The 24,703-nt window shown below is 73.9% G+C and carries 21 protein-coding genes; 16 read left to right on the forward strand and 5 right to left on the reverse strand.

The genetic code is table 11. The features are described 5' to 3' along the window. Positions 1-126: 126 nt before the first annotated feature. On the reverse strand, positions 127-1,248 hold the full coding sequence (gene zapE, locus ABZ340_RS04760) for a cell division protein ZapE (protein WP_358780300.1): 1,122 nt from the start codon (positions 1,246-1,248) through the stop codon (positions 127-129). A gap of 172 nt (positions 1,249-1,420) precedes the next feature. On the opposite strand from zapE, the gene ABZ340_RS04765 reads away from it, so the two are divergent. The 9 genes from ABZ340_RS04765 (at position 1,421) to ABZ340_RS04805 (ending at position 10,408) form a co-directional block, all read left to right on the forward strand. Next, positions 1,421-2,227, forward strand: a complete 807-nt coding sequence (locus ABZ340_RS04765; RefSeq protein WP_358780301.1) for a pyrimidine reductase family protein — start codon at positions 1,421-1,423, stop codon at positions 2,225-2,227. A gap of 392 nt (positions 2,228-2,619) precedes the next feature. Further along, positions 2,620-3,075, forward strand: coding sequence for an indole-3-glycerol phosphate synthase (locus ABZ340_RS04770; RefSeq protein ID WP_358780302.1), 456 nt, complete (start codon positions 2,620-2,622; stop codon positions 3,073-3,075). Positions 3,076-3,233: 158 nt separating this feature from the next. Continuing rightward, the gene (murC, locus tag ABZ340_RS04775) at positions 3,234-4,631 is read left to right on the forward strand and encodes a UDP-N-acetylmuramate--L-alanine ligase (RefSeq protein WP_358780303.1); all 1,398 of its coding nucleotides are present in this window, start codon (positions 3,234-3,236) and stop codon (positions 4,629-4,631) included. Between the two features lie 14 nt (positions 4,632-4,645). After that, positions 4,646-5,053: a peptide-methionine (R)-S-oxide reductase MsrB gene (gene msrB / locus ABZ340_RS04780; RefSeq protein ID WP_358780304.1), complete on the forward strand. Its 408-nt coding sequence runs from the start codon at positions 4,646-4,648 to the stop codon at positions 5,051-5,053. A gap of 316 nt (positions 5,054-5,369) precedes the next feature. Then, a complete protein-coding gene (locus ABZ340_RS04785; RefSeq protein ID WP_358780428.1) occupies positions 5,370-6,743 on the forward strand; it encodes an FAD-dependent monooxygenase in 1,374 nt (457 codons plus the stop codon). Between the two features lie 141 nt (positions 6,744-6,884). Next, positions 6,885-8,015 (forward strand): ABC transporter ATP-binding protein, encoded by a 1,131-nt coding sequence (locus ABZ340_RS04790; protein WP_358780305.1) that lies wholly within the window; start codon positions 6,885-6,887, stop codon positions 8,013-8,015. Next, entirely contained in the window at positions 8,012-8,695 is a 684-nt protein-coding gene (locus ABZ340_RS04795; protein WP_358780306.1) for an ABC transporter permease, read from the forward strand. The genes ABZ340_RS04790 and ABZ340_RS04795 overlap by 4 nt, the downstream gene beginning before the upstream one ends. Further along, positions 8,692-9,357: an ABC transporter permease gene (locus ABZ340_RS04800; protein ID WP_358780307.1), complete on the forward strand. Its 666-nt coding sequence runs from the start codon at positions 8,692-8,694 to the stop codon at positions 9,355-9,357. Before ABZ340_RS04795 ends, ABZ340_RS04800 begins: the two co-directional genes overlap by 4 nt. Positions 9,358-9,448: 91 nt before the next feature. After that, positions 9,449-10,408 carry an ABC transporter substrate-binding protein gene (locus tag ABZ340_RS04805; RefSeq protein ID WP_358780308.1) on the forward strand — a complete coding sequence of 320 codons (960 nt, stop codon included), beginning with the start codon at positions 9,449-9,451 and terminating at the stop codon, positions 10,406-10,408. A gap of 191 nt (positions 10,409-10,599) precedes the next feature. Here ABZ340_RS04805 and ABZ340_RS04810 read toward each other — a convergent pair whose 3' ends face one another. Then, a complete protein-coding gene (locus ABZ340_RS04810) occupies positions 10,600-11,061 on the reverse strand; it encodes a DUF6114 domain-containing protein (protein ID WP_358780309.1) in 462 nt (153 codons plus the stop codon). After that, positions 11,061-11,732, reverse strand: a complete 672-nt coding sequence (locus tag ABZ340_RS04815; protein WP_358780310.1) for a DUF6230 family protein — start codon at positions 11,730-11,732, stop codon at positions 11,061-11,063. The genes ABZ340_RS04810 and ABZ340_RS04815 overlap by 1 nt, the downstream gene beginning before the upstream one ends. Before the next feature lie 824 nt (positions 11,733-12,556). On the opposite strand from ABZ340_RS04815, the gene ABZ340_RS04820 reads away from it, so the two are divergent. The 3 genes from ABZ340_RS04820 to ABZ340_RS04830 all read left to right on the forward strand — a co-directional run bounded on the left by ABZ340_RS04820 (position 12,557) and on the right by ABZ340_RS04830 (position 17,109). Continuing rightward, positions 12,557-13,234 (forward strand): Tat pathway signal sequence domain protein, encoded by a 678-nt coding sequence (locus tag ABZ340_RS04820; protein ID WP_358780311.1) that lies wholly within the window; start codon positions 12,557-12,559, stop codon positions 13,232-13,234. A gap of 112 nt (positions 13,235-13,346) precedes the next feature. Next, on the forward strand, positions 13,347-14,576 hold the full coding sequence (locus tag ABZ340_RS04825) for a damage-control phosphatase ARMT1 family protein (protein ID WP_358780312.1): 1,230 nt from the start codon (positions 13,347-13,349) through the stop codon (positions 14,574-14,576). Between the two features lie 106 nt (positions 14,577-14,682). Next, entirely contained in the window at positions 14,683-17,109 is a 2,427-nt protein-coding gene (locus ABZ340_RS04830) for a terpene synthase family protein (protein WP_358780313.1), read from the forward strand. A gap of 16 nt (positions 17,110-17,125) precedes the next feature. Here ABZ340_RS04830 and ABZ340_RS04835 read toward each other — a convergent pair whose 3' ends face one another. Further along, positions 17,126-18,655, reverse strand: coding sequence for a hypothetical protein (locus ABZ340_RS04835; protein WP_358780314.1), 1,530 nt, complete (start codon positions 18,653-18,655; stop codon positions 17,126-17,128). 180 nt (positions 18,656-18,835) lie between these two features. Here ABZ340_RS04835 and phsA point away from each other — a divergent pair, with 180 nt between their 5' ends. Continuing rightward, positions 18,836-20,767: an O-aminophenol oxidase PhsA gene (gene phsA, locus ABZ340_RS04840; RefSeq protein WP_358780315.1), complete on the forward strand. Its 1,932-nt coding sequence runs from the start codon at positions 18,836-18,838 to the stop codon at positions 20,765-20,767. Here the strand turns inward: phsA and ABZ340_RS04845 are convergent. Next, entirely contained in the window at positions 20,755-21,501 is a 747-nt protein-coding gene (locus tag ABZ340_RS04845; RefSeq protein ID WP_358780316.1) for a hypothetical protein, read from the reverse strand. The genes phsA and ABZ340_RS04845 overlap by 13 nt on opposite strands. 95 nt (positions 21,502-21,596) lie before the next feature. Between ABZ340_RS04845 and ABZ340_RS04850 the strand changes: the two genes are divergently transcribed. The 3 genes from ABZ340_RS04850 (at position 21,597) to ABZ340_RS04860 (ending at position 24,687) form a co-directional block, all read left to right on the forward strand. Beyond that, on the forward strand, positions 21,597-22,499 hold the full coding sequence (locus ABZ340_RS04850; RefSeq protein ID WP_358780429.1) for a LysR family transcriptional regulator: 903 nt from the start codon (positions 21,597-21,599) through the stop codon (positions 22,497-22,499). Between the two features lie 230 nt (positions 22,500-22,729). Further along, complete coding sequence (locus tag ABZ340_RS04855; protein ID WP_358780317.1) at positions 22,730-23,317, forward strand: PDZ domain-containing protein; 588 nt, start codon at positions 22,730-22,732, stop codon at positions 23,315-23,317. Positions 23,318-23,559: 242 nt separating this feature from the next. Further along, positions 23,560-24,687: an aminopeptidase P family protein gene (locus ABZ340_RS04860; RefSeq protein ID WP_358780318.1), complete on the forward strand. Its 1,128-nt coding sequence runs from the start codon at positions 23,560-23,562 to the stop codon at positions 24,685-24,687. Positions 24,688-24,703: the final 16 nt, after the last annotated feature.

Below are 24,703 nucleotides of genomic sequence, written 5' to 3' on the forward strand. Positions count from 1 at the left end.
AACTCAATGTTTCGAGTGTGGAGAGAGCCCGAAAAGAGTAGGTGAGGTGACGGGAACCAGCCCTTGAAGCGCGGGCGTTGACCGTGTAGTGAGGCGTGGTCGGTTCCCGTCGTGACGGGGGTGTGGTCAGCTCTCGTCGACGAGCCGGGCCGCGTCCCGGGCCAGCGCGGTGAGGCGGGAGATCGCCCGGAAGTACTTCTTGCGGTAGCCGCCCCGCAGCATCTCCTCGCTGAACAGCCGGTCGAAGGGCAGTCCCGAGGCCAGGACGGGCACCTCACGGTCGTAGAGCCGGTCCGCGAGGACGACGAGGCGCAGCGCGGTCGACTGGTCCGGCACCGGGCGGACGCCGGTGAGGCAGACGGCCGTGATGCCGTCGGTCAGGGCGCCGTAGCGGCTCGGGTGGACCCGGGCGAGGTGGTCCAGCAGGTGCGGGAAGCCGTCGAGGGAGGCGCCGGCGGTGGCGTGGGCGGCGCGGGTGACCTGCTCGTCGGAGTAGGGGGCGGGTGCCTCGGGCAGGCCGCGGTGGCGGTAGTCCTCGCCGTCGATGCGCAGAGTGCGGAAGTGGGCGGACAGGCCCTGGATCTCGCGCAGGAAGTCGGCCGCCGCGAACCGGCCCTCGCCGAGCTTGCCCGGCAGCGTGTTGGAGGTGGCGGCGAGCGCGACGCCCGCGTCCACCAGCTTGCCGAGCAGGGTCGACACCAGGACGGTGTCGCCCGGGTCGTCCAGCTCGAACTCGTCGATGCACAGCAGCCGGTGCCCGGACAGGGTCTGCACGGTCTGCTGGAAGCCGAGCGCGCCGACCAGGTTGGTCAGCTCCACGAACGTGCCGAACGCCTTGCGGGAGGGGTCGGCGTCGGTGGCGTGCCACAGGGAGGCCAGCAGGTGGGTCTTGCCGACGCCGTAACCGCCGTCGAGGTAGACCCCGCGGGGGCCGGCCGGGGTCTTGGGCGCCCTGGCCTTCCCGAAGCCGAAGAAGCCGCGCCTGCCGCCGCCGCTCGCGCCCGCCCCGCCCAGTCCGGCCGCGAAGCCCTCCAGGACGCGGACGGCCTCGGCCTGGCTGGGCTGGTTCGGGTCCGGGATGTAGGTGCCGAAGCGGACCGAGTCGAAGCGGGGCGGCGGCACCATCTCGGCGACCAGCCGGTCCGCGGGGACGTGCGGCTCGCGGGCGCACAGGGACAGCGGGACGGCGTCGGCTGTCGGGGCGGACCCGGGAGCGGCGGAACCGGAGGCGGAGGCGGAGGACGACACGGTTCCCCATGCTAGGGCCTTCCGGGTGAAGAGTGCCGGGCCGGGGTGGCCAGGGGAGTGGTCGCGGGGCGGGGTGGTCCGGTCGCGGGGCGGCGGGGCGGGTTGGTTGTGTGTGGGAGGGGCCGGTCGCGGGGCGGGGATGGGATCCGGGCGCCGTGGAACACTGCACGGCATGCGACGCCTGTTCCCTGTGATCCACGAGACAGCAGACCCGGGTTCCGGCCCCGCCCCCGGGGCGGACGCGGCCGACCGCGAGTGGAGCCTCGCCGAGCTGGCCGACGCCTACGCCTATCCGGAGCCGGGCGAGGGCGGGCGGGGAGTGTGGCTGCGGGCCAACATGGTCTCCACGCTCGACGGGGCCGCCCAGCACGACGGCCGCTCCCAGCCCATCTCCAGCGCGGCCGACATGCGGATCTTCGGCACCCTCCGGGCGCTGGCGGACGTCGTGGTCGTCGGCGCGCAGACGGTACGGCAGGAGGGGTACCGCCCGGCACGCGCGCGAGCCGAGTTCGCCGAGCTGCGCCGGGCGGCCGGGCAGGGACCGGCACCGGCGGTCGCGGTGGTCAGTGCCGGTCTGGAGCTGGACTTCTCGCTGCCGCTGTTCACCTCCCCGCTGGTGCCCACGCTGATCCTGACGGGCGCCGCGGCGGCCCCGGACCGGATCGCCGCCGCGGAGAAGGCGGGCGCCCGGGTGGTGATCGCCGGGGACGGCGTCGGAGTGGAGCCCGCCCGTGCCGTCCGGGCCCTGGCCGACCTCGGCCACACCCGGCTGCTGACCGAGGGCGGCCCGCGGCTGCTGGGCCAGCTGGTCGCGGCCGGCGTCCTGGACGAGCTGTGCCTGACCGTCTCCCCGATGCTCACCGCGGGCGACGCGCAGCGCATCGCCGGAGGGCCGTCGGTGGCGGTGCCGCGCCGCTTCGAGCTGGTGTCCCTGCTGGAGGAGGAAGGTTTCCTCTTCAGCCGGTACCGGCAGGTCTGAAGCGGGAGGCCGCCGGGGGGCGGGGCGCAGGACGCAGGGCTGCCGGGGGTGGGGCGCGGGGCTGCCGGGGGCGGGGCGCGGGGCTGCCGGAGTGCGGCTCGGCCGCGCCGCCGCCGCGCCGCCCGTGCCGCCGTACGGCCCCAGCCGCCGTGCCGCCGCCCTCTCCCTCAGGTCCACTCACGTCCCCCGAGCGCATGTTCGATCCGTACCGCCACCGGTCAGGTAATCGGCGGAATCATCCGTTCCGTTTAGCCTCCGGCGGGCACACTGACTCCGGCAGTACCCGTGCGGTCACGGGGCAGGATGGTTTCCGCAGGACCCCGCCACGGCCCTGCGGGCGGGCCCGCGGGCCCTCGAGGGAAAAGGGGCGTCTGGTGTTCACAAGCGTTTTGATGATCGAGAAGGCACTGACGTCCGCCGACGTGGAGTTCGTCACCACCTTGCACGGGGACGAGCCGGTCTCCTTCCACGTGCTGCTCCAGCCGCGCGGCGAGCAGGCCGACCGGCTGCTGCGCGCCATCGACGACATCGCGCTCGGCGAGCTCGACGAGGCCGTCCGCGAGGGCGAGACCCCCGAGGGCGAGGAGGCGCTGTCCATGGGGCAGCGCGCCCTGGAAGTGTCCCTGACCGCCTTGCGCACCGCCGGCAGCGAGGCGGAGGGCCGCCTGATCGAGGACCATCCGCTGGACGAGCTGAAGTCCCTGGTCGAGGAGGTGGACGCCGACGAGGTGATCGTCCTGACCGACCCGCACTACGTGGAGGAGTTCTTCCACCGGGACTGGGCCTCCCGGGCCCGGCACAAGGTCGGCGTACCGGTGCTGAAGCTGTTCTCCCACAGCAAGGCATAGGCTTGGGCCGCGCTCCCGCGCCGGGAGCGCGCGCCGTCGCCGCCGCGCGGCGCCGGCCGTCACCGCCGTACCACCGCGCGTACGGGGTGGCGCACCACAGGGCGCACCACTTGTCGTATCAGCCGTATCACTCGTCGCACCACTGGGGAGAAACACGCATGGCACCCGGCCTTCCTACCGCCATGGACCGACCGCACTTCATCGGCATCGGCGGCGCCGGGATGTCGGGCATCGCGAAGATCCTCGCGCAGCGCGGCGCCCGGGTGGCCGGCAGTGACGCGAAGGACTCCGCGACCGCCGAGGCCCTGCGTGCGCTGGGTGCGACCGTGCACATCGGGCACGCGGCGGAGCACCTCGCCGACGACGCGAGCTGCGTGGTCGTCTCCTCGGCGATCCGGCCGGACAACCCCGAGCTGGTGCGCGCCGCCGAGCTGGGCGTCCCGGTCGTGCACCGCTCCGACGCGCTGGCCGCGCTGATGGCGGGCCTGCGCCCGATCGCGGTGGCCGGCACGCACGGCAAGACCACCACCACCTCCATGCTGGCGGTGGCCCTGTCCGAGCTGGGCCTGAACCCCTCGTACGCCATCGGCGGCGACCTGGACGCCCCCGGCTCCAACGCGCTGCACGGCGAGGGCGAGATCTTCGTCGCCGAGGCGGACGAGAGCGACCGCAGCTTCCACAAGTACGCCCCCGAGGTCGCCATCGTCCTGAACGTCGAGCTCGACCACCACGCCAACTACGCCTCCATGGACGAGATCTACGAGTCCTTCGAGACGTTCGCCGGGAAGATCGTCCCCGGCGGCACGCTGGTGATCGCCGCGGACCACGAGGGCGCGCGCGAGCTGACGCGGCGGCTGGCCGGATCGGGCAACGCGGTGCGGACGGTGACGTACGGCGAGGCGGAGGACGCCGACGTGCGGATCCTGTCCGTGGTGCCGCAGGGGCTGAAGAGCGAGGTGACGGTGGTGCTGGACGGCGCCGAGCTCACCTTCGCCGTCTCCGTCCCCGGACGCCACTACGCGCACAACGCGGTGGCCGCCCTCGCCGCGGGCGCGGCCCTCGGCGTCCCGGCCGCGGAGCTGGCCGGCGCGCTGGCCGCCTACACGGGCGTCAAGCGGCGCCTCCAGCTCAAGGGCGAGGCGGCCGGCGTCCAGGTGATCGACTCCTACGCCCACCACCCGACGGAGATGACGGCGGACCTGGAGGCGATGCGCGGCGCCGCCGGCGACGCCCGCATCCTGGTCGTCTTCCAGCCGCACCTGTTCTCCCGCACCCAGGAGCTCGGCAAGGAGATGGGCCAGGCGCTCGCCCTGGCGGACGCCTCGGTCGTCCTCGACATCTACCCGGCCCGCGAGGACCCGATCCCCGGCGTCACCAGCGACCTGATCATCGAGGCGGCCCGGTCGGCGGGCGCAGACGTCACGCCGCTGCACGACAAGGCGGAGGTCCCCGAGGTGATCGCGGGAATGGCCAGGCCCGGTGATCTCGTTCTCACCATGGGCGCGGGCGACGTCACGGACCTCGGCCCGCGCATCCTGGACCGTCTGTCGAAGTGAGGGGCTGAAGGACTGTGCCGTACGACGTGGAGAAGCCGGACGAGCAGTGGCGCGCGGAGCTGTCTCCGGCCGAGTACGCCGTCCTGCGCCAGGCGGCCACGGAGCCCGCCTTCACCGGTGAGTACACCGACACCCGGACGAAGGGCGTCTACTCCTGCCGGGCCTGCGGCGCGGAGCTGTTCACCTCGGAGACGAAGTTCGCCTCCCACTGCGGGTGGCCGTCCTTCTACGACCCGAAGGACTCCGACGCGGTGGAGCTGGTCGAGGACCGGTCGCACGGGATGGTGCGGACCGAGGTGCGGTGCGCGCGGTGCGGCTCGCACCTCGGGCACGTCTTCGAGGGGGAGGGGTACCCGACCCCGACCGACCAGCGGTACTGCATCAACAGCATCGCGCTGCGGCTGACGCCCGACGAGGGCTGACGGCGGGGGGCCGGGACCGGGAGCGGTCCGGGACGGCCCCACCCGTAGGAACAACGGGCGTACTCGAGACGGACGTATCCGAGACGGACGTATCCGAGACGGACGTATCCGAGACGGACGCATTCGAGACGGACGCATTCGAGACGAACGTACCGAGACGCGCGAAAGAGCCGGAACGCGGCCCTCCCGCCCCGCGGAGCGGGATACTGGTGCCTCCGCACGACGTGGCGACCAGGGGAGCGGATCGGTGGACACTGCCGGAGAGACGGGCCGTCGGACCGAGGGCGGCGGACGGGGCGGGCGGCACGCGGTCGTCGTGGGCGGGAGCCTCGCCGGGCTCCTCGCGGCGCACGTCCTGGCCGGGTACGCCGACCGGGTGACCGTCGTCGAGCGCGACCGGTTCCCGGACGGCACCGCGCCACGGCCCGGCGTGCCGCAGGGCCGGCACCCGCATGTCCTGCTCCAGGGCGGGCAGACCGCCCTGGAGTCGCTGCTGCCGGGCTTCCTGGCCGAGCTGCGGGCGGCGGGGGCGCCGCGGGTGGGCATGCCGGCGGACATGGTGCTGTGGCAGGACGGCCGCTGGCTGCGCAGGGTGCCCTCGACGACCCACTTCTACACCGGCTCCCGCGCGCAGCTGGAGGAACTGGTGCGGCGGCGGGTCCTCGCCAACCCGGTGGTCGGCGTGGCGGAGGGGGCCGAGGCCGTCGGACTCCTCGGCGACGCCTCGCGCGTGCGGGGCGTGCTGCTGCGGGACCGTTCCGGGGACGCGGGCGCGGAGCCCCGGCCGCTGGAGGCCGACCTGGTCGTCGACGCCACCGGCGCCGGCACCAAGGCCCCGCAGTGGCTCGCGGCGATCGGCGCCGAGACTCCGCGCGAGGAGACCATCGACACCGGGCTCGCCTACGCCTCCCGCGTCTACCGCGGCAGGAAGGGAGTCCTCGACGGCGAGACCCTCGGCTACTACGTGTACCCCTGCCCCGACCAGGTCCACGGCGGCGGTGCACTGCCCCTGGAGGACGGCACCCACCTGGTCATCGTCTCGGGGCTGCGCGGCGACGAACCGCCGACGGACGACGACGCGTTCGTGACGTACGCCAAGAGGCTGCCGCATCCGCTCCTGCACCGGTGGCTGGACGAGGCCGAACCGCTCTCGCCGGCGTTCGGCTACCGGCGCACCGCGAACGTCCGCCGCCGCTACGACCTGCCCGGCCGCAGCCCGGCCGGTTTCCTCGCCACCGGCGACGCCCTGTGCACCTTCAACCCGATCTACGGGCAGGGCATGGCCGTCGCCGCGATGAGCGCGGTCGCCCTGCGCGACGCACTGGCCGATCCGCGCCGGACCCCCACGACGCGCCGCGTGCAGCGGGCGCTCCTCGCGGCGTCCCGGCAGGCGTGGGACATCTCCGCCGGGGCGGACCGCAAGATGCCGGGCGCGGTCGGCACCGCTCTCACCGGCGGACCCGCGGACCGCGTCGCCGGCTGGTACCTGCGGCGCGTCCAGGAACGCTCTCCCGGCGACCCCGTCGTGGGGCGCGCCTTCCGCGCCGTACTGACCCTCTCCGCGCCTGACACCGCCCTGTTCGCCCCGCCCGTGGTCCGGGCCGTCCTGTTCCGCCCGCCCGCGCCGACCCCCACCGAGCCACCGGCGGCACCGGAGGGACCGGGGACACCGGAGGAACCGGGGGCCTGAGCGGGGCCGGCGGCCGGCCCGGCGCGGCGGACGGGAGAACGACCGGAAGAAGCTGACACGGCGTCTACACTCTCCCCCCAACGGCCCGCCGACGCCGGCCGGGAGCGCGGGCCCTGAGCCACCCGAAGGGTACGGGGCGTTTTGATACGGATGGAATCAGTCACCAAGCGGTATCCGGACGGCACGGTGGCGGTCGACCGGCTGTCGCTGGAGATACCCGACCGCTCGATCACGGTCCTCGTCGGGCCGTCGGGCTGCGGCAAGACGACGACCCTGCGGATGATCAACAGAATGGTCGAGCCCAGCGAGGGCACCATCCTCCTCGACGGCCGGGACATCCAGGAGCAGCCGGTCACCACCCTGCGCCGCTCCATGGGGTACGTCATCCAGAACGCCGGGCTGTTCCCGCACCGGACGATCGCCGACAACATCGCCACCGTGCCCCGCATGCTCGGCTGGGGCAAGCGGAAGGCCCGCGCCCGCGCGGCGGAGCTGATGGAGCGGGTGGGGCTGGACGCCTCCCTCGCCGAGCGCTACCCCTACCAGCTCTCCGGCGGCCAGCAGCAGCGCGTCGGCGTGGCCCGCGCGCTCGCCGCGGACCCGCCGGTGCTGCTCATGGACGAGCCGTTCTCGGCCGTCGACCCCGTGGTCCGCAAGGGCCTCCAGGACGAACTGCTGCGCATCCAGGACGAACTGGGCAAGACCATCGTCTTCGTCACCCACGACATCGACGAGGCGATCAAGCTCGGCTCCCGGGTCGCGGTGCTGCGCACCGGCGGCCGGCTCGCCCAGTTCGCGCCGCCCGCCGAGCTGCTGTCCGCCCCCGCCGACGCCTTCGTCGAGGACTTCCTCGGCGCCGACCGGGGCGTGCGGCGGCTGTCGTTCTTCTCGTCGGCGGGGCTGGAGCTGACGACCGGCCCGGTCGTCCGCGCCGACGCCGGCGCCGAACGCCTCGCCGCCGCCGACGCGCCCTACCTGCTGGTGACCGACGCCGACGGCCGGCCGCTCGGCTGGGGCACGCCGCGGGACCTGGCCGCCGGGGACGTCGATCCGGGCCGGCTGCTGTCGTACGGGCGCCCGTTCGTGCCCGGCACCGACTCGCTGCGGGCCGCCCTGGACGGGGCGGTGCTCTCGCCCACCGGCTGGGCCGTCGCCGTGGACGCCGACGGCCGGGTGACCGGCGTCGTCTCCCAGCAGACCATCGGCGAGGCGATCCGCGCCGCGCACGCCGCCGACGCGGACGCCGGGGACCGGGCCGGGGTCGCGCCGTGAACGGGTACTTCGACATACCCAGCGACCTGCAGAACACCTACCCCGGCCTGATCGGCCTGCATCTGCGCGAGGCCCTGCTGCCGGTGCTGGCCGGGCTGGTGCTGGCGCTGCCGCTGGCCCAGCTCTGCGTGCGCTTCCGCTGGCTGTACCCGCCGGTGCTCGGCGTGACGACCGTGCTGTACGCCATCCCCTCCCTCGCCTTCTTCGTCGTCCTCATCGACTACACCGGCCAGACCGAGCTGACGGTGATGATCCCGCTGGCCGTCTACAGCCTCGTGGTGCTGGTTCCGGCCATCGTCGACGGCGTGCGCTCGGTACCGCCGGAGACCCTCGCCGCGGCCACCGCGATGGGGCTCGGGCCCCTGCGCCGGTACGCGCAGGTGCAGTTGCCGATCGCCGTGCCCGCGATCCTCGCCGGCCTGCGGGTGGCCACCGTCTCCAGCATCTCGCTGGTCAGCGTCGGCGCCCTCATCGGCAACCAGGGCGCCCTCGGCAACCTGCTGGCCGCCGCGCAGAAGTACGACCGGCCCGAACTGGCGGTCACCTCCGTGATCACCACGGCCGTCCTGGCGATCCTGTGCGACGCCGCGCTGGTCGGCCTGCGCGTCCTGCTGACGCCGTGGATGCCGCGCGGCACGCGCACCCGTCCCCGGCCCGAGCCGGTGGAGGCCGCCCGGTGAACGTCCTGAACTTCGTCGGCGCCTTCTTCGGCGACAGCGCCCACTGGCAGGGCTACGACGGCATCCCGCAGCGCCTGCTCGAACACGTCCGGTACTCGCTGCTGGCCCTCGCCCTCGCCACCGCGATCGGCCTGCCCGTCGGCCTGGTCACCGGCCACACCGGGCGCGGCGGCAACGCGCTGGCCTTCCTCGCCACGGCCGCCCGCGCCCTGCCCAGCTTCGGTCTGCTGGTGCTGGCCGTCCTCCTCATGGGGTTCGGCCTGACGCCCGTGATGATCCCGCTGGTCGTCCTGGCCGTTCCGCCGATCCTGGTGACCACCTACGAGGCGGTGCGCTCCGTCGACCCCGCCCCGGTGGACGCCGCCCGGGGCCTGGGCATGCACGAGTCGCGCATCCTGCTCCAGGTGGAACTGCCGGTCGCCCTGCCGCTGATCCTCGGCGGCCTGCGCTCGGCGGCCGTCCAGATCGTCTCCACGGCCACCATCGCCGCGTACGTCAGCCTCGGCGGCCTCGGGCGGTACATCGTCGACGGCCTCTACCAGCGGGACTACGAGAAGGTGGTCGGCGGCGCCACCCTGGTCGCGGTGCTGGCGCTGGCCACGCTCGCGCTGTTCTGGGCGGCGGGACGGTTCGCGGTCTCCCCGGGGGTGCGCCGGCGCTGACCCGCGCCCGGCCCCGCCCGGCCGGCCTCGCCAGGAAACCGTGACCAGGCTGCTCTTGACTGACCGACAGGCGGCTGGATTGGATCGTCGGATGACTTCTACCGCACGAAGCAGCAGGTCCAGGACCAGGCACACCGGCGCGGCGGCCGTCGCGCTCACTGCCGCGGCGGCGCTGCTCGCGGGCTGTTCCTCCTCCGGCGGCACCTCCGACAACCCGCTGGCCGGGGAGAAGGCGGAGGCCGGGACCGTCGTCGTCGGCTCCAACAACTTCGCCGAGTCCACCCTCCTCGCCGACATCTACGGCGAGGCCCTCAAGGCCAAGGGCATCAAGGTCGAGTACAAGCACAACATCGGCAGCCGCGAGACGACGTACGGGCTGATGAAGAACGGTTCCGTCACCGTCCTGCCGGAGTACAACGGGGCGCTGCTGGCCTACCTCGGCGTGAAGACCACGCCGAAGACGGTGGAGGAGACCACCGAGGCCATCGAGGGCGAGCTGGACCCGAAGCTGACGCTGCTGGAGCCGTCGCCCGCGCAGAACAAGGACTCCGTCACCGTCAACGCGGCCACCGCCGAGAAGCACGGGCTCACCGCCGAGTCCTCCATCGGCGACCTGAAGGACATCGCCGGGGACCTGGCCATCGGCGGTTCCCCGGAGTTCCAGACCCGGCACCAGGGCCTGGAGGGCCTGAAGTCGGTGTACGGCGTCGAGTTCGCGTCGTTCAAGGCGCTGGACGCGGGCGGCCCGCTGACCTTGGCGGCGCTGAAGAAAAACACCGTGCAGGTGGCGGACGTCTTCACCACGGACCCGGCCATCGCCAAGGAGAAGTTCGTCGTCCTGAAGGACCCGGAGAACCTCTTCGGCTTCCAGAACGTGCAGCCGCTGGTCCGCGAGGGCGACCTGCCGCAGGAAGGCGTGGAGGCCCTCGACGCCGTCTCCGCCGGGCTGGACACGGCCACACTGCGGGAGCTGGACGCCCGGGTCCAGCTGGAGAAGAAGGACCCGCTGGACGTGGCCAAGGAGTGGCTGAGGTCGGAGGGGCTCGTCTGACGCCGGGGGGCGGTCTTCGACGCCGGCCGGTCTTCGGGGCGCCGGTCTCCGGACTGCCGGTCTCCGGACTGCCGGTCTCCGGGGCCGCTTGTGTCCGTCCGCCCGCGTCCGGGCGTCTTGTGTCCGTCCGCGTCCGGGCCGCCTGTGTTCGCTGCGCCCGTCCGGCCCCGGTCCGGGCGGGCGCAGCGGATTCACACGGTGCCGTCGGCCTGCCGTCCCAGCGGTGAGGCCACCGCGGACGGGTCCGCCGCGGCCTCCTTCCGGCGGCGCCGGCGCCCGCGGCGCGGCTCCTGGTCCGGCAGCCACCCGAAGACCAGGCAGCTGCCGACGCACCCGAGGAGGAGTCCGACGAGGAACCCCCCGAGGTTCGAGGTGAGCCAGGTGCCCAGGGAGACCAGCACGCCGGTGATCGAATAGAAGAGGCGCTGCGCGGGAGCGAAGAGGGCCAGCAGACCGCACAGCACCATCAGCGCCGGCAGCAGATAGCCGGCCACGCCCTGCACCCCGACGTGCAGGACCACCTTCAGCGACGCCTTCATGGTGAGCAGGACCTCCGCCCCGCCCAGGGTGAGCAGCAGCCCACCCCAGAACGGCCGGCGGTCCCGCCACCGGCGGAAGGCGGACCACAAGCCCGTACGCGGCTCGTCGGCCATCAGCACCCCGAGTCGCTGAAGCGCATCTTCAGCCCCGGCAGCTTGAACACCCCGGCCGTGGTGGCGTAGTTGGTCTGCCGCAGCTTCTCGATGCGCACGGTGTCGGCCTGCTGGCTGAAGACGCCGATCGGCCCGCGGCCCTTGGGGCCGGCCTTGTCCAGCGTGCTGGCGTCGTTGCCGATCTCGATGTTGTCGAAGGCCGCGTCGCCCGAAAGCTCCGTCGAGTCGGTGGTCAGGTCGACCGCGGACACCTTCCTGTCACCGCCGCCCGCGGTGATGAGCAGGTTGGTGCCGCCCAGGTCGACGCTCTGGCACAGCTTGGTGAGCGTCGCTTCCTTGATCACCGAGGTGACCACCAGCACCTGCCCTCCGGTGTCACCGGCGTTCGGGCTGCCCTCGGCCATGTTGTCCAGCCCGCCGAACTGCGCGAAGCCCTTGCCGTCGAGCTCCGTGGCGGTGACGGTGAAGGGCATGCCGGAGATCGCGAACTGCACGCCCAGGGCGCCCTGGGCGGTGAGGATCGCCAGTCCGGCGGTGACCGCCGCGGCCGGGACGGCCATCACCGCGGCCCGGCGCAGTCTGACCCGGCCGCGTCTGGCGGGGACGGCCGGGCCGGCCGGGCCGTCGGGGGCGTTGCCGGCGGGTGGAGTGAGGTCCGAGGACGAGGCCATGTCTGCTCCCTGAGGCATAGGCGATGCGGGTCAGGCTTGCGTGGCACGTTGTCCTGGCGCGGACAGCGGACGGGGCGGACGCGCCCCCACGACTCCCGGCGGTCGTGAGGACTTTCACGTTACGCACCAGTAGCTCACCGGAAAGTTACCGGTGGTTACAGGTCGGGTCAAGCGAGTTGTGCGCAAAGAGTGGTGATGGTGTGCGCGGCCTGGTGTTCTGTCGTGCCTCTCGACGGTGAACGCACAACTTCCGTATTCCTTATTGACTCTGACGGCGGATCAGGTCTACAACTGCCCTGGTTTCCGGATCCGTGGCGCCGGATCCTTGTCCCGCGGCACCGCCCGCGTTCCCGGCTCGCACGCCGCCCCGCCCTGGGGCATGCGCAGAGCACGCCCCAGGGCGTTCGTACCGCTCGTCCCGCACGGAGCACGCGCACCGCCCGGTCCAGTACCGGGCACGCGCACCGCCCGGTCCAGTACCGGGCACGCGCACCGCCCGGTTCCACACCGGGCACGCGCACCGCCCGGTCCAGTACCGGGCACGCGCACCGCCCGGTTCCACACCGGGCACGCGCACCGCTCGCCCCGCGCGGGAAGGTCACCGCCTCTCCGGCCGGTTTCCGGCCCGCCGTCGCCGCCCGTCACGTACGGAGAAGGCGTCATGGTCCGGCAACGGCGCCCGGGCGGTACCCCGCGTCCCGGCGCGCCCGACGGCCGGGACGCACCGCACCACGGCGCTTCCCCACCCCCCACGCGCCGGTCCCACGCGCGCAACCCGTTGTGCTCCACCTCATCGACCCCCACTCCGGAGAAGAGGTATCCGCATGCGCACGCGCACCCGCACCTTCCTCACCCTCGCCGCCGTCGTCACGGCGCTGTCGCTCCCCGCGGCCGTCCCCGCCACCGCCGCCACCGCGGCCTCCGCGGCCGACAACGCCGTCCTCACCACGGGCGGCCCCGGCGGCACGGCGGTCCCCGTCGGCGGCACCCTCACCGCCTCGCTGGCGAGCGGCACCGCCGCCACGTTCTACTCCAGCGCGACCGGCACCACCGGGGTGTCCTGCACCCGTTCCGGGTTCACCGCCACCGTCACCGGCAACCCGGCAGCCCCCGGCACGGCCACCGAGTCGCTCACCTCGCACACCTTCGACGGCGCCACCTGCACCAGCAACGTCACCGGTGTGCTCGGTGTGAACGGCATCAGCCTCGGCGGCCTGCCGTACAACGCCACCGTGACCTCCGCCGGCGCCGTCACGGTGACCCCGCCGAGCGGAACCACCATCCGCGCCACGGTCTCGCTGCGCACCCTGCTGGGCAACGTCAGCTGCGTCTACCAGGCGCCGAGCCTGTCCGGCACCGCGAACAACGCCATCAACGGGATCACCTTCACCAACCAGCAGTTCACCAAGGTCTCCGGTTCGGCGCTCTGCTTCGCCAACGGCTACTTCACCGCCACCTACGCCCCGGTGACCGCCGCGGGCGGACCGGTCTTCGTCAACTGACGCGGACCTCCGGCCGCGTCCCGGGGCACCGGCACCCGGGCCCCGGGACACGGCCTCCGGCTCCGGAAGAGGAAGGACGGCGACGCCCGGCCCGCCCGGTACGGTGAGGCGCATGCCCGACACACCTCCCGTGCCCGTGCCCGTCATCGTCGGGGACGAGCCCGGCTCCTTCCCTCACGGAGTGCTGGCCGAGCGGCATCCCGCCATCATCCGGCAGGTCCGGGAGGCGTTCCCCTACGAACCCGCCCAGCACCGCGCGCTCGACGCGCTGCTGGAGAGCTGCACCGAGGGCGGGATCGAGCCCCTGCCCGCCGACGCCCCGGACCGGGGCCGCTGGACGGACTGGGGGATGGGCACGTACGCCGGGCGCTCCTGGTTCGACGCGCCCTGGCTGTGGTCCGAGAGCTACTTCTACCGCCGCCTCCTCCACGCCGTCGGCTACTTCGGCCCCGGCGCCTGGCAGGGCATCGACCCCTTCCGCCCGGCCAAACTGGCCGAACTGGACGCCCCGGAGACGGACGAGGAACTCGCCGCGCTCGACGGCCTCGCCGGTCTGCCCGCCGGCGAACAGGCCCGGGCCCTGCTCCACGGCTCCCTCTGGGGCAACCGCGCCGACCTCGGGTTCCGTCTCTCCGCCTCCGCCTCCGCCTCCGCCTCCGCCACCGCCACCGCCACCGGTTCCGGTTCCGGCTCCCGGGCCGCCGTCCCCGGCCTGGTCGCCGACGACAGCGAGGCCCTGTGGTCTCTCCTGCCGGCCGGGAAAGGCGGCACCCTGTGCCTGGTCGCCGACAACGCCGGCCGCGAACTCGTCCCCGACCTGCTGCTCATCGCCCACCTCCTCGCGCACGGGCACGCCGAACGGGCCGTCCTGCACGTCAAGCCGTACCCGTACTACGTCTCCGACGCGACGACCGCCGACGTGGTCGACGCGCTGCGCCGGCTGACCGGTGCCGGCGGGACGGCCGCCGCGTACGGCCGCCGGCTGTGGACCGCGCTGGCCGAGGGCCGCCTCACCGTCCGCGCCCACCCCTTCTCCTGCGCGCCGCTGCCGTACGCGGACATGTCCGGCGACCTGCGCGCGGAGTTCGCCGCCGCCACGGTCACCGTCCTCAAGGGCGATCTGAACTACCGCCGCCTGGTGGGCGACCGGTGGTGGCCGCCGACCACGCCGTTCACCGAGGTCACCGCCCACTTCCCGGGGCCGGTCGCCGCGCTGCGCACCCTGAAGTCCGACGTGATCACCGGCCTGGACGCCGGTACGGAGGCCGCGCTGACCGGCGCCGCCGGGGACCGGCGGTGGCGGACGAGCGGTACACACGCGCTGATCCAGGTCAGGACCTGACCTCTCTCCGGCCTGCCGCGTGGGCCGTTCGCGCGGTGTTCACGCGATGGTGTGATCATGTCCCGCGCTCCGGATGGAGCCGAAGGGCCGTGGGTAGGGCCCGCGCATGACGCAGCAGCCCTTCGAACTCCCGCACTTCTACCTGCCGCATCCCGCGCGGCTGAACCCGCATGTCGAGGAGGCCCGGGCCCATTCCACGGCGTGGGCACGCGAGATGGGCATGCTGGAGGGCTCCGGAGTCTGGGAGCAGGCCGATCTCGACGCCCACGACTACGGCCTGCTGTGCGCCTACACCCACCCCGACTGCGACGGCCCCGCCCTCTCCCTCATCACCGACTGGTACGTGTGGGTGTTCTTCTTCGACGACCACTTCCTGGAGAAGTTCAAGCGCACCCAGGACCGCGTCGGCGGCCGGGACCACCTGGAACGGCTGCCGCTGTTCATGCCGCTGGACCCCGCCGCCCGCGTGCCCGAGCCGGAGAACCCGGTCGAGGCGGGCCTCGCCGACCTGTGGGCCCGTACGGTGCCGTCGATGTCGGCCGGCTGGCGCCGCCGCTTCGCGACCGCCACCGAGCACCTCCTCAACGAGTCGCTGTGGGAGCTGTCCAACATCAACGAGGGGCGGATCGCCAACCCCGTCGAGTACATCGAGATGCGCCGCAAGGTGGGCGGCGCGCCCTGGTCGGCCGGGCTCGTGGAGTACGCGACCGCCGAAGTGCCCGAGTCCGTCGCCGGTTCCCGGCCGCTGCGGGTGCTGATGGAGACGTTCTCCGACGCGGTGCACCTGCGCAACGACCTCTTCTCCTACCAGCGCGAGGTCGAGGACGAGGGCGAGCTCAGCAACGGCGTGCTGGTGCTGGAGACCTTCTTCGGCTGCTCCACCCAGCAGGCCGCCGACATGGTCAACGACGTCCTCACCTCCCGGCTGCACCAGTTCGAGCACACCGCCTTCACCGAGGTGCCCGCGCTGGCCCTGGACGAGGGGCTCACCCCGGCCGAGGTCGCGGCGGTGGCGGCCTACGCGAAGGGCCTGCAGGACTGGCAGTCCGGCGGCCACGAATGGCACATGCGCTCCAGCCGGTACATGAACGAGCACGCGCGGGCCAGGACCCCCTGGCAGCCGCCGACCGGTCCCGGCACCTCTGCCGTCGACGTACGGGCCCTGCTCGCCGCGTCCGGTGCCGAGCGGCTGCGCGCCTACACGCACGTGCCGTACCGGAAGGTCGGCCCGTCCCGCATCCCCGACCTGTACATGCCCTTCCCGCTCCAGCTCAGCCCCCACCTCGACGGCGCCCGGCGGCACCTCACCGGCTGGGCGCAGCGCATGGGCTTCCTCAGCGAGGGCGTCTGGGACGAGGACACGCTCGCCGCCGCGGACCTCCCGCTGTGCGCGGCGGGCCTCGATCCGGACGCGACACCCGAGGCCCTCGACCTGAGCGCGCAGTGGCTCGCCTGGGGCACGTACGGCGACGACTACTACCCGCTGGTCTTCGGCCACCGCCGCGACCTGGCCGCCGCCCGGCTGACCACGGCCCGCCTCGCGGCCTGCATGCCGCTCGACGGCGAGACGCCGCCGGCGCCGGCCAACGGCATGGAGCGCGGGCTGGCCGACCTGTGGGCGCGCACCACGGCGGACATGACGGCACCGGAGCGGCGCACCCTGAAGGACGCCGTCAACACGATGACCGAGGCATGGGTGTGGGAGCTGTCCAACCAGCTCCAGAACCGCGTCCCGGACCCGGTCGACTACCTGGAGATGCGCCGCCAGACCTTCGGCGCCGACATCACCCTGCACCTGTGCCGGCTGGGCCGCGGCCCCGACGTCCCGCCCGAGGTCTACCGCAGCGGCCCGGTCCGCTCCCTGGAGAACGCCGCCGTCGACTACGCCTCCCTGCTCAACGACGTCTTCTCGTACCAGAAGGAGATCGAGTACGAGGGTGAGATCCACAACGCGATCCTCGTCGTGCAGAACTTCTTCGGCTGCGACTATCCGGCGGCGCTCGGCGTCGTCCACGACCTGACGACCCAGCGCATGCGGCAGTTCGAGCATGTCGCCGCACACGAGCTGCCCGTGCTGTACGACGACTTCCAGCTGACGCAGGAAGCGCGTGAGGCCATGCGGGGCTATGTGGCGGACCTGCAGAACTACATGGCCGCCATCCTGAACTGGCACCGCAATGTGCTCCGTTACCGGGCCGAGTACCTGGCCCGCCGCACCCACGGCTTCCTCCCGGACAGGCCCCCCGCCGTCCCGGTCCCGAGGCCCCCCGCCGTCCCGGTCCCGAGGCCCGCGGCCGCCACCGTGCCGGAAGCCGCGGCCGTCACCACGACAGGGCCCGCGGCCGTCACCACGACCGGGCCCGCGGCCGTCACCACGACCGGGCCCGCGGGTGTCGTCCCGACAGGACCTGCGGCTTTCACCACGGCAGGTCTGGCGGCCGTCGCCGCGACAGGACCCGCGGCCGTCCCCCCGCCGGGGTTCTCGGCGGCCACGGTGCCGTGGGCGGGGACCGGCGCCGCGCCCCGGACGTAGCCGTCGCCCGCCCGGCTCAGCCGGTGCGTCCGGCCCGCTCGGCCGCCGTCTCGGCGGGCTCCCGCACGGCGGCGGCGGAGCCGCGCGCGAGCTCACCGCGTATCGCCTCACCCGCGGTGAAGACCTCGCGCGCTTCTCCGTCCAGGCCCGCGTCGGTCAGGGCGAGGGCGAGGGCGTGGTGTTCCTCGGCGGTGAGTCGGCCGAGGTCCGCCTCCCGCCAGGGCGCCGGGGCGCCGCCCCCGGGAGCCGTCAGGACGGCTCGCAGAGAGGCCAGGGTGCGGGCGGCGTCCGTCAGCCGCCCGGTCTCCCGCTCCAGTCGGGCCTGCGCCAGGCGGGCCGAGGCTCGCTCCCGCGACCCGTCCTGGAGGGCGGCGTACAGGCGCTGGGCGCGCAACGCCTGGAACGGATCGCCCAGTGCCTCGAACGCGAGGGCGAGCGCGTGCAGCGGGAAGGTGTCCAGGACCGCCGGCGCTCCGGGGCGCCGCAGCAGGCCCTGGTTCATGACGATCTCGTCCAGCCGGCGGATCAGGGCGGCGCGGGCGAGCTCCCGCATGCCCTGGGCCCGGGCCAGTTCCACCCAGGTGAGCAGAGGCTCGTCGGACGGGTCCGTGCCGAACAGCGACGCGTCCAGCTCCTCGGCCCACCGCCGCAGCGCGGCCCCGTCCGCACCGGGTCCGGGGACCCCGCCGAGGCCGCAGTGCGTGTCGTGGTCCGCCTCCCGGACCTCGTGCAGCAGCGGCAGGTCCGCCGCGTCCCCGTGCAGGCCGACCAGGACGGCGGCGAGGCGCAGTTCGTCCGTCGACGACGACCGGGCCTCGTGGCGCAGCAGGTGGCGCAGCAGCTCCAGATCCTGCGCCGCGCGGTCGAACTGCGCGGCGCGCAGGACCGGACGGCGCCGTACGGGATCCGCGGCCACCGCGTCCCACGCCTCGGTGTCGCCCGCGCGCAGCAGCGCGAGGTCGGCGCGGCCCCGCGCGAGCACCGGTTCCCACAGCGGCGGTCCGCCGGATCCGGTGAGCGGCCGGTAGGCGCACCCCTCCTCGGCGTTGAGCAGCAGGAAGTCCGGTTCGGTGCGCAGCAGCGCGGCGTGCAGCATCCCCACCAGCTCGACCGGGGAGCGCTCCGGGAAGCCGAGCGCCGCGCGCAGCTCGGCCCGCTCGTCGTCGATGCCGTAGTGCTCGCGGAGGTCCTCCTCGACCTCCGCCACCCGTGCCAGGATCTCCTCCTCGCCGTCCGCCGGGGACAGATCCGCGCAGTCCAGCCAGCCGGGCAGACCGATCAGCACCTCCAGCGCCTCGTCCACGGAGGAGCCGATGATCCCGGCCGAGCCCTCGGAGTCGGCGTAGAGCACGGAGCCGTCCGGGCACACGAAGTAGGTGCCGCCCGTGTCGTCGCCCGCCACCACCTCCAGCGGACCGCCGGAGGCGAGGCGGACCGGCTCGACGTGCCCGCACGCGGCGCGGTCCAGGTCGAAGTTGAACGGGAACGCGGCCAGGCCGGCCAGACGGCGGTCGCTCCGCAGCAGCCGCAGGGCGTGATCGGTCATGCCGCCGAACGTAACAGCCGCCACCGACAACGGGACGTCCGGCGTCCGCACCCCGTGCCCGGCCTTCTCGTCCCCTTCTCTACCGGAATGAGAAGTTCAGGCAACCCGCGGTGCCGCGCCGGGCGTCTCCCCGGGCGAGATGAGTCGAACAGACGAGAGAGCACACGGGGGTGTTCGACCATGACCGACCTCATCGGCCTGACCACCGACGGCGTCGCGCAGGCGCCGACCGCGCAGACGCAGTCCGCGCGGGACGAGACCGCGCGGGACAAGACCACGGGGGAGCGGGGCCCGGCCCCGGTCGAGCTGACGCCCTACGTGGCGCCGCTGCCCGTCCCGCCCGTCCTGCGCCCCGCCTCCGGCGACGTGCTGCGCGAGACCGAGATCGCCCTGCGCCCGGCCTGGGTGCGCCTGCACCCGCAGCTCCCGCCGACCCTGATGTGGGGGTACGACGGACAGGTTCCCGGACCCACCATCGAGGTGCGGCGCGGGCAGCGCATCCGCATCGCCTGGACCAACCGCATCCCGAAGGACGGCGAGTACCCGGTCACCTCCGTCGAGGTGCCCGCGCGCGACCCGGGCGTGGCGCCCGCCACCACCGAGCCCGGCCGCGAGGGCGTCGAGCCGGACAAGGACGTCGCGGCCCTGCCCGCCTGGTCCGTGACCCACCTGCACGGCGCGCAGACCGGCGGCGGCAACGACGGCTGGGCGGACAACGCCGTCGGCTTCGGCGACGCCCAGCTCTCCGAGTACCCGAACGACCACCCGGCGGTCCAGTGGTGGTACCACGACCACGCCATGAACATCACGCGGTGGAACGTGATGACGGGCCTGTACGGCACCTACCTCGTCCGCGACGACGAGGAGGACGCCCTCCACCTGCCCTCCGGGGACCGCGAGATCCCGCTGCTGCTCGCCGACCGCAACCTGGACACCGACGAGGACGGCCGCCTCAACGGCCGGCTGCTGCACAAGACGGTGGTGGTGCAGGAGCGCAACCCGGAGACGGGCAAGCCGGTCTCCCTGCCGTTCACCGGCCCGTACACGACGGTCAACGGCCGCATCTGGCCGTACGCCGAGGTGGACGACGCCTGGTACCGCTTCCGGCTCGTCAACGCCTCCAACGCGCGCATCTACGACCTGGTCCTCATCGACGAGGACGGCGACCCGGTGCCGGGCATCGTCCACCAGATCGGCAGCGACGGCGGGCTGCTGCCGCGCCCGGTGCCGGTCTTCGACGACGCGCTGCCGACGCTCACCGCGGCCCCGGCCGAACGGTTCGACCTGCTCGTCGACTTCCGCGGACTCGCGGGCCGCCGGCTCCGCCTGGTCGACAAGGGCCGCAACCGGCCGCCGGGCGTGCCCGACCCGGAGGGCGACGTGCGCTACCCGGCCGTGCTGGAGTTCCGCGTCCGGGCGAGCTGCGAGCCGGACACCTTCGAACTGCCCCAGGTGCTCTCCGGTTCCTTCCGGCGGCTCACCCACGACATCGGCCACGGCCACCGGCTGGTCGTCCTCACCCCGCCCGCCACCAAGGGCGCCGGCGGGCACCCGGAGATGTGGGAGATGGAGGAGATCGAGGACGCGGGGCCCGTCCAGGTCCCCACGGACGGCGTCATCCAGATCACCGGCCCGGACGGCGTGACCCGGACCTACCGGCGCACGGCCCGCACGTTCAACGACGCCCTCGGCTACACCATCGCCGAGGGCAGCCACGAACAGTGGAGCTTCCTCAACCTCGCGCCGATCGTCCACCCCATGCACATCCACCTGGCCGACTTCCAGCTCCTCGGCCGCGACGCCTACGACGTGTCGGGCTTCGACCCGGCCGTGGGCGGCACCCGCAGCCCCCTGCGGTACGACGCCGGCACGCCGGTCACGCCGGCGCCCAACGAACTCGGCCACAAGGACGTCTACCGGGTGCCCGGCGGTCAGATGCTGCGCATCATGGGCCGGTTCGACGGCGCCCACGGCCGGTTCATGTACCACTGCCACCTGCTGGAGCACGAGGACATGGGCATGATGCGTCCCTTCGTCGTGATGCCGCCCGAGGTGCTGAAGTTCGACCACGGCGGGGCCCACGGCGGCCACGGCGAGGGTCACACGGGCTGACCCAGGGGCTGCCGGGGCTCCCGCGCGGCGTGCGCCACCGCGGCGCGCGCCAGCGCCCGGACCATCGGGTGCGGGCGCGAACCGTCGCCGGCCAGCTCCGGCTGGAACAGCGAGGCCAGGAAGAAGGGGTGGCCGGGCAGTTCGGCGATCCGGACGTGCCCGTCCTCGTCGTGCCCCGACAAGCGCAGCCCGTGGGCGCGCAGGGTGTCGAGGTGGCGGGAGGGGCCGTACGCGCAGAAGTACCGCTCGACCGTGCGCTCCGCGCCGATCACCGTCTGGGCGAGCGACCCCGGCTCCACCCGTACCGCCGCCTCGTGCCCGATCAGCGAGCAGGCCAGCGGTGTGATGAGGAAGTCCTCGGCGCCGGGGTCGTTCTCGGCGTGGGCGACCCGGGTCAGCCCGCACACGTTCCGGGCGTACTCCAGCAGCGTGTGCTGGAACCCGCCGCAGGTGCCGAGGAAGGGAATGCCCGCCTCGCGCGCGGTGCGGATCGCGGACAGGACGCCCGCCTCGCTGCGGTACGGGCTGCCCGGCAGCACCCACACGGCGTCGAAGCCGCGCACCGCGTCCGTGTCCCCGGCCTCCTCGGACGGGATCCAGTAGGCGTCGAGGACGAGCCGGTCGCGCTCGGCGAGCGCGTCGAGCAGGAGCGGGATCCGGGTGTGCGACACGACGGTGGGGGAGCGGTCGCCGACCAGGGCGATCCGCGCGGCGCGAGCTGCGGTGTTCGTCATGGCCCTCATCCTGGGCGCGGCCCCTCGTTCACGTCCAACGATGATTCCTGTACCCGCGATAAGCAGCGCTGATGAGCTGCGAGATCCTTCACCGCATGGACCCGCACCTGCTGCGCACGTACGTCACCGTCGCCCGGCTCGCCTCCTTCTCGGACGCCGCCCGCGAACTGGGGTACACCCAGTCCGCGGTCTCCCAGCAGATCGCTGCGCTCGAACAGGACCTGGGCGCGCCGCTGCTGACCCGTCGCCCCGTCGCTCCCACGGCGGCCGGCGAACGGCTCCTGGAACACGCCGGTCCGCTGCTGCTGCGCCTGGAGGCGGCCCGTGCCGACGTCGCGCGCCTGGCCGCCGAGCCCGCGCCCGGACTGACGCTCGCCACCGCGCCGACCGCCCTGGGGCCCGGCGTCCTCGCCGCGCTCCCGCCGACGGGCGTGACCTTGCGGGTGACGGCCCGGGAGGAGGTCCTCGCGGCCGTCGCCACCGGCACCGCCGACCTGGGCCTGGCCGACGGCCTGGCCGCTCCCAGCGACCCGCTGCGCCTGCCCGACGTGGCGCCGCTGACCACCCGCGGGGTGGCGGAGGAGCCGGTGCACGTCCTGCTGCCCGGTGCCCATCCGCTCGCCCGGCGCCGCGGTCTGCGCCTCGGCGACCTCGCCGACGCCCGCTGGCTGGACGCCCCCGGCGCGGGACTGCCGCTGGACCGGCTCCGCGCGGTGAACGGCGGCCGGGGTTTCCGTCCCGCCCTGCGCTACGAGGGCACCGACGTGCGCCTGCTGACCGCCCTGGCCGCCGCCGGCCACGGCCTCACCCTGCTGCCCCGCTCGGTGGCCGCTGGCGTGCCGGGCGCCGTCGGCGTGCCGGTCGTCGAGCCCCGTGTCGTGCACCGCACGGAGCTGGTGCACGCGGGCGGCTTGCGGGGTGCGGCGGCGACGCTGGCGCAGGCTCTGGCCGGCGGACGGAACCGGCCCGTCCCTCAGGCCGCGGCTTCCCGGCGCTGACCGGCCTTCGGTCTCGCCCGTACGTGACTCCTCACCCGACCGTGACGCCTCACCGTTCGCGACTTCTCACCGTTCGCGACGCCTCACCGTTCGCGACTTCTCACCGTTCGCGACGCCTCACCGTTGCGACGCCTCACCGTTCGCGACGCCTCACCCGATCGTGACGCCTCACCCGATCGTGACTCGTCGGGAGCCGGTGGGCCGGGTAGAGCACCTGCCGGAGGTGATCCATGGAACAGACCACGTTGCGTCCCAAGCCGATGCCCGGACAGGATCCCGGCGGCGGTGCGGGCCGGAGCCCCGCCCGTCGTCCGCCCGGCCCGGGCCGGCGCCGCCGGCGGTTCGAGGCCCTGCTGTCCGGCCTGGTGGCCGGTACGGTCCTGGTCCTCGCCGGAGTGGGGCTCGGGGCGGCGGGTGCCACCGTGATCGGCGTGGACGGAGTCGCCGACGTGCGATGGCGGGCCGGCGGGAGCGGCACCGGGACGGTGCCGAACGGCGCGTCCACGGCCCCGGCTCCGCCCTCGCCGGCCGCCGTGCCGTCCCCGGCGCGCGCCCGCGCGACCCTCGGCGTGGAGGCCGTGGACGACGTCAAGCCGGGGGCGATGGTCGTGGGGGTCCACGTGCCCGGCCCCGGATACGCGGCCGGCCTGGTCCGCGGCGACGTACTGCTCGCGTTCGGCACCACCCGCATCGACTCGGCCGCCGACCTGGCCCACGCCGTCGCCCGTGCCCGCCCGGGCGTCGCGGTCAAGCTGACGGTGCGGCACGAGAGCGGGGCGTACCAGCAGCTGACGGCGGTCCCGGGGGTCGTCACCTGACCGCCCGCCGCCGAAGCCGCACGGTGCCTCTTCTCCTCCCAGGGCTTCCAGGGCTTTCTTCAAGGCCTCCCGCGGCCTTCTACCGCCTTCCACGGCCTTCCACGACCTTCCACGGCCCGTGGATCCGGCTTCCACGGCCCGTGGATCCGGCTCGCGTCCGCAGCCGGGCAAACCGGCTCGCGCCGCCTCCTCGCTCCGGGCAGGATGCTGCCCGTGGTCACGTCACTTCCAGGGAGGCCCCGATGACCGGCACCATGTCCGCGCCCTTCACCGCAGACGACTACCGGGCCCGCATGGAGCGCGCCGCGCGGGAGGCCGCCGGCGCCGGGCTGGCCGGACTCCTGGTGGCCCCGGGGCCCGACCTGGTGTGGCTCACCGGATACGCGCCCACCGCGGAGACCGAACGGCTCACCCTCCTCGTCATCGCCCCCGGCCGGGAGCCCGTCCTCGTCGTCCCCACGCTGGAGGCCCCGGACGCCGAGAAGGCGGCCGGCGCCCCCGCCCTGACCCTGCGCGACTGGACCGACGGCACGGACCCCTACGCCGCCACCGCCGCGCTCCTGGACGGCTCGGGGCGTTTCGGCATCAGCGACAACACCTGGGCGCTGCACCTGCTGGGCCTGCAGAAGGCCCTGCCCGGCACCGCCTACGCCTCCCTCACCGAGGCCCTGCCGATGCTGCGGGCCGTGAAGGACACGGCGGAGGTGGAACTGCTGGCCGCCGCGGGCGCGGCGGCGGACGCGGCGTTCGAGGAGATCCGGAAGGTCCGCTTCGCCGGCCGCCGGGAGTCCGCCGTCGCCGCCGACCTCGCCGACCTGCTGCGGCGCTACGGGCACGCGCAGGTCGACTTCACCATCGTCGCCTCCGGCCCGAACGGCGCCAACCCGCACCACGAGGCGGGTGACCGCGTCATCCGGGACGGGGACATGGTCGTCCTCGACTTCGGCGGCCTGAGGGACGGCTACGGTTCCGACACCTCCCGCACCGTCCACGTCGGCGAGCCCACCGACGAGGAGCGCCGGGTGCACGGCATCGTGCGCGAGGCCCAGGAGGCGGGCTTTCGCGCGGTGCGCCCCGGCGTGGCGTGCCAGGAGGTCGACCGGGCCGCCCGCGCGGTGATCACCGACGCCGGATACGGTGAGTACTTCATCCACCGCACCGGGCACGGCATCGGCGTCACCACGCACGAGCCGCCGTACATGATCGAGGGCGAGCGGCAGTCCCTCGTACCCGGCATGTGCTTCTCCGTCGAACCCGGCATCTACCTGCCGGGCCGTTTCGGGGTCCGCATCGAGGACATCGTGACGGTCACCGAGACCGGCGGCCGGCGCCTGAACGACACGACCCGGGAGATGGTCCTGGTGGAGTGACGGGCTGCGCCCCGGC

Origin of the sequence: Streptomyces sp. NPDC006134 (assembly GCF_040628835.1) — a bacterium.
Taxonomy (GTDB): Bacteria; Actinomycetota; Actinomycetes; order Streptomycetales; family Streptomycetaceae; genus Streptomyces.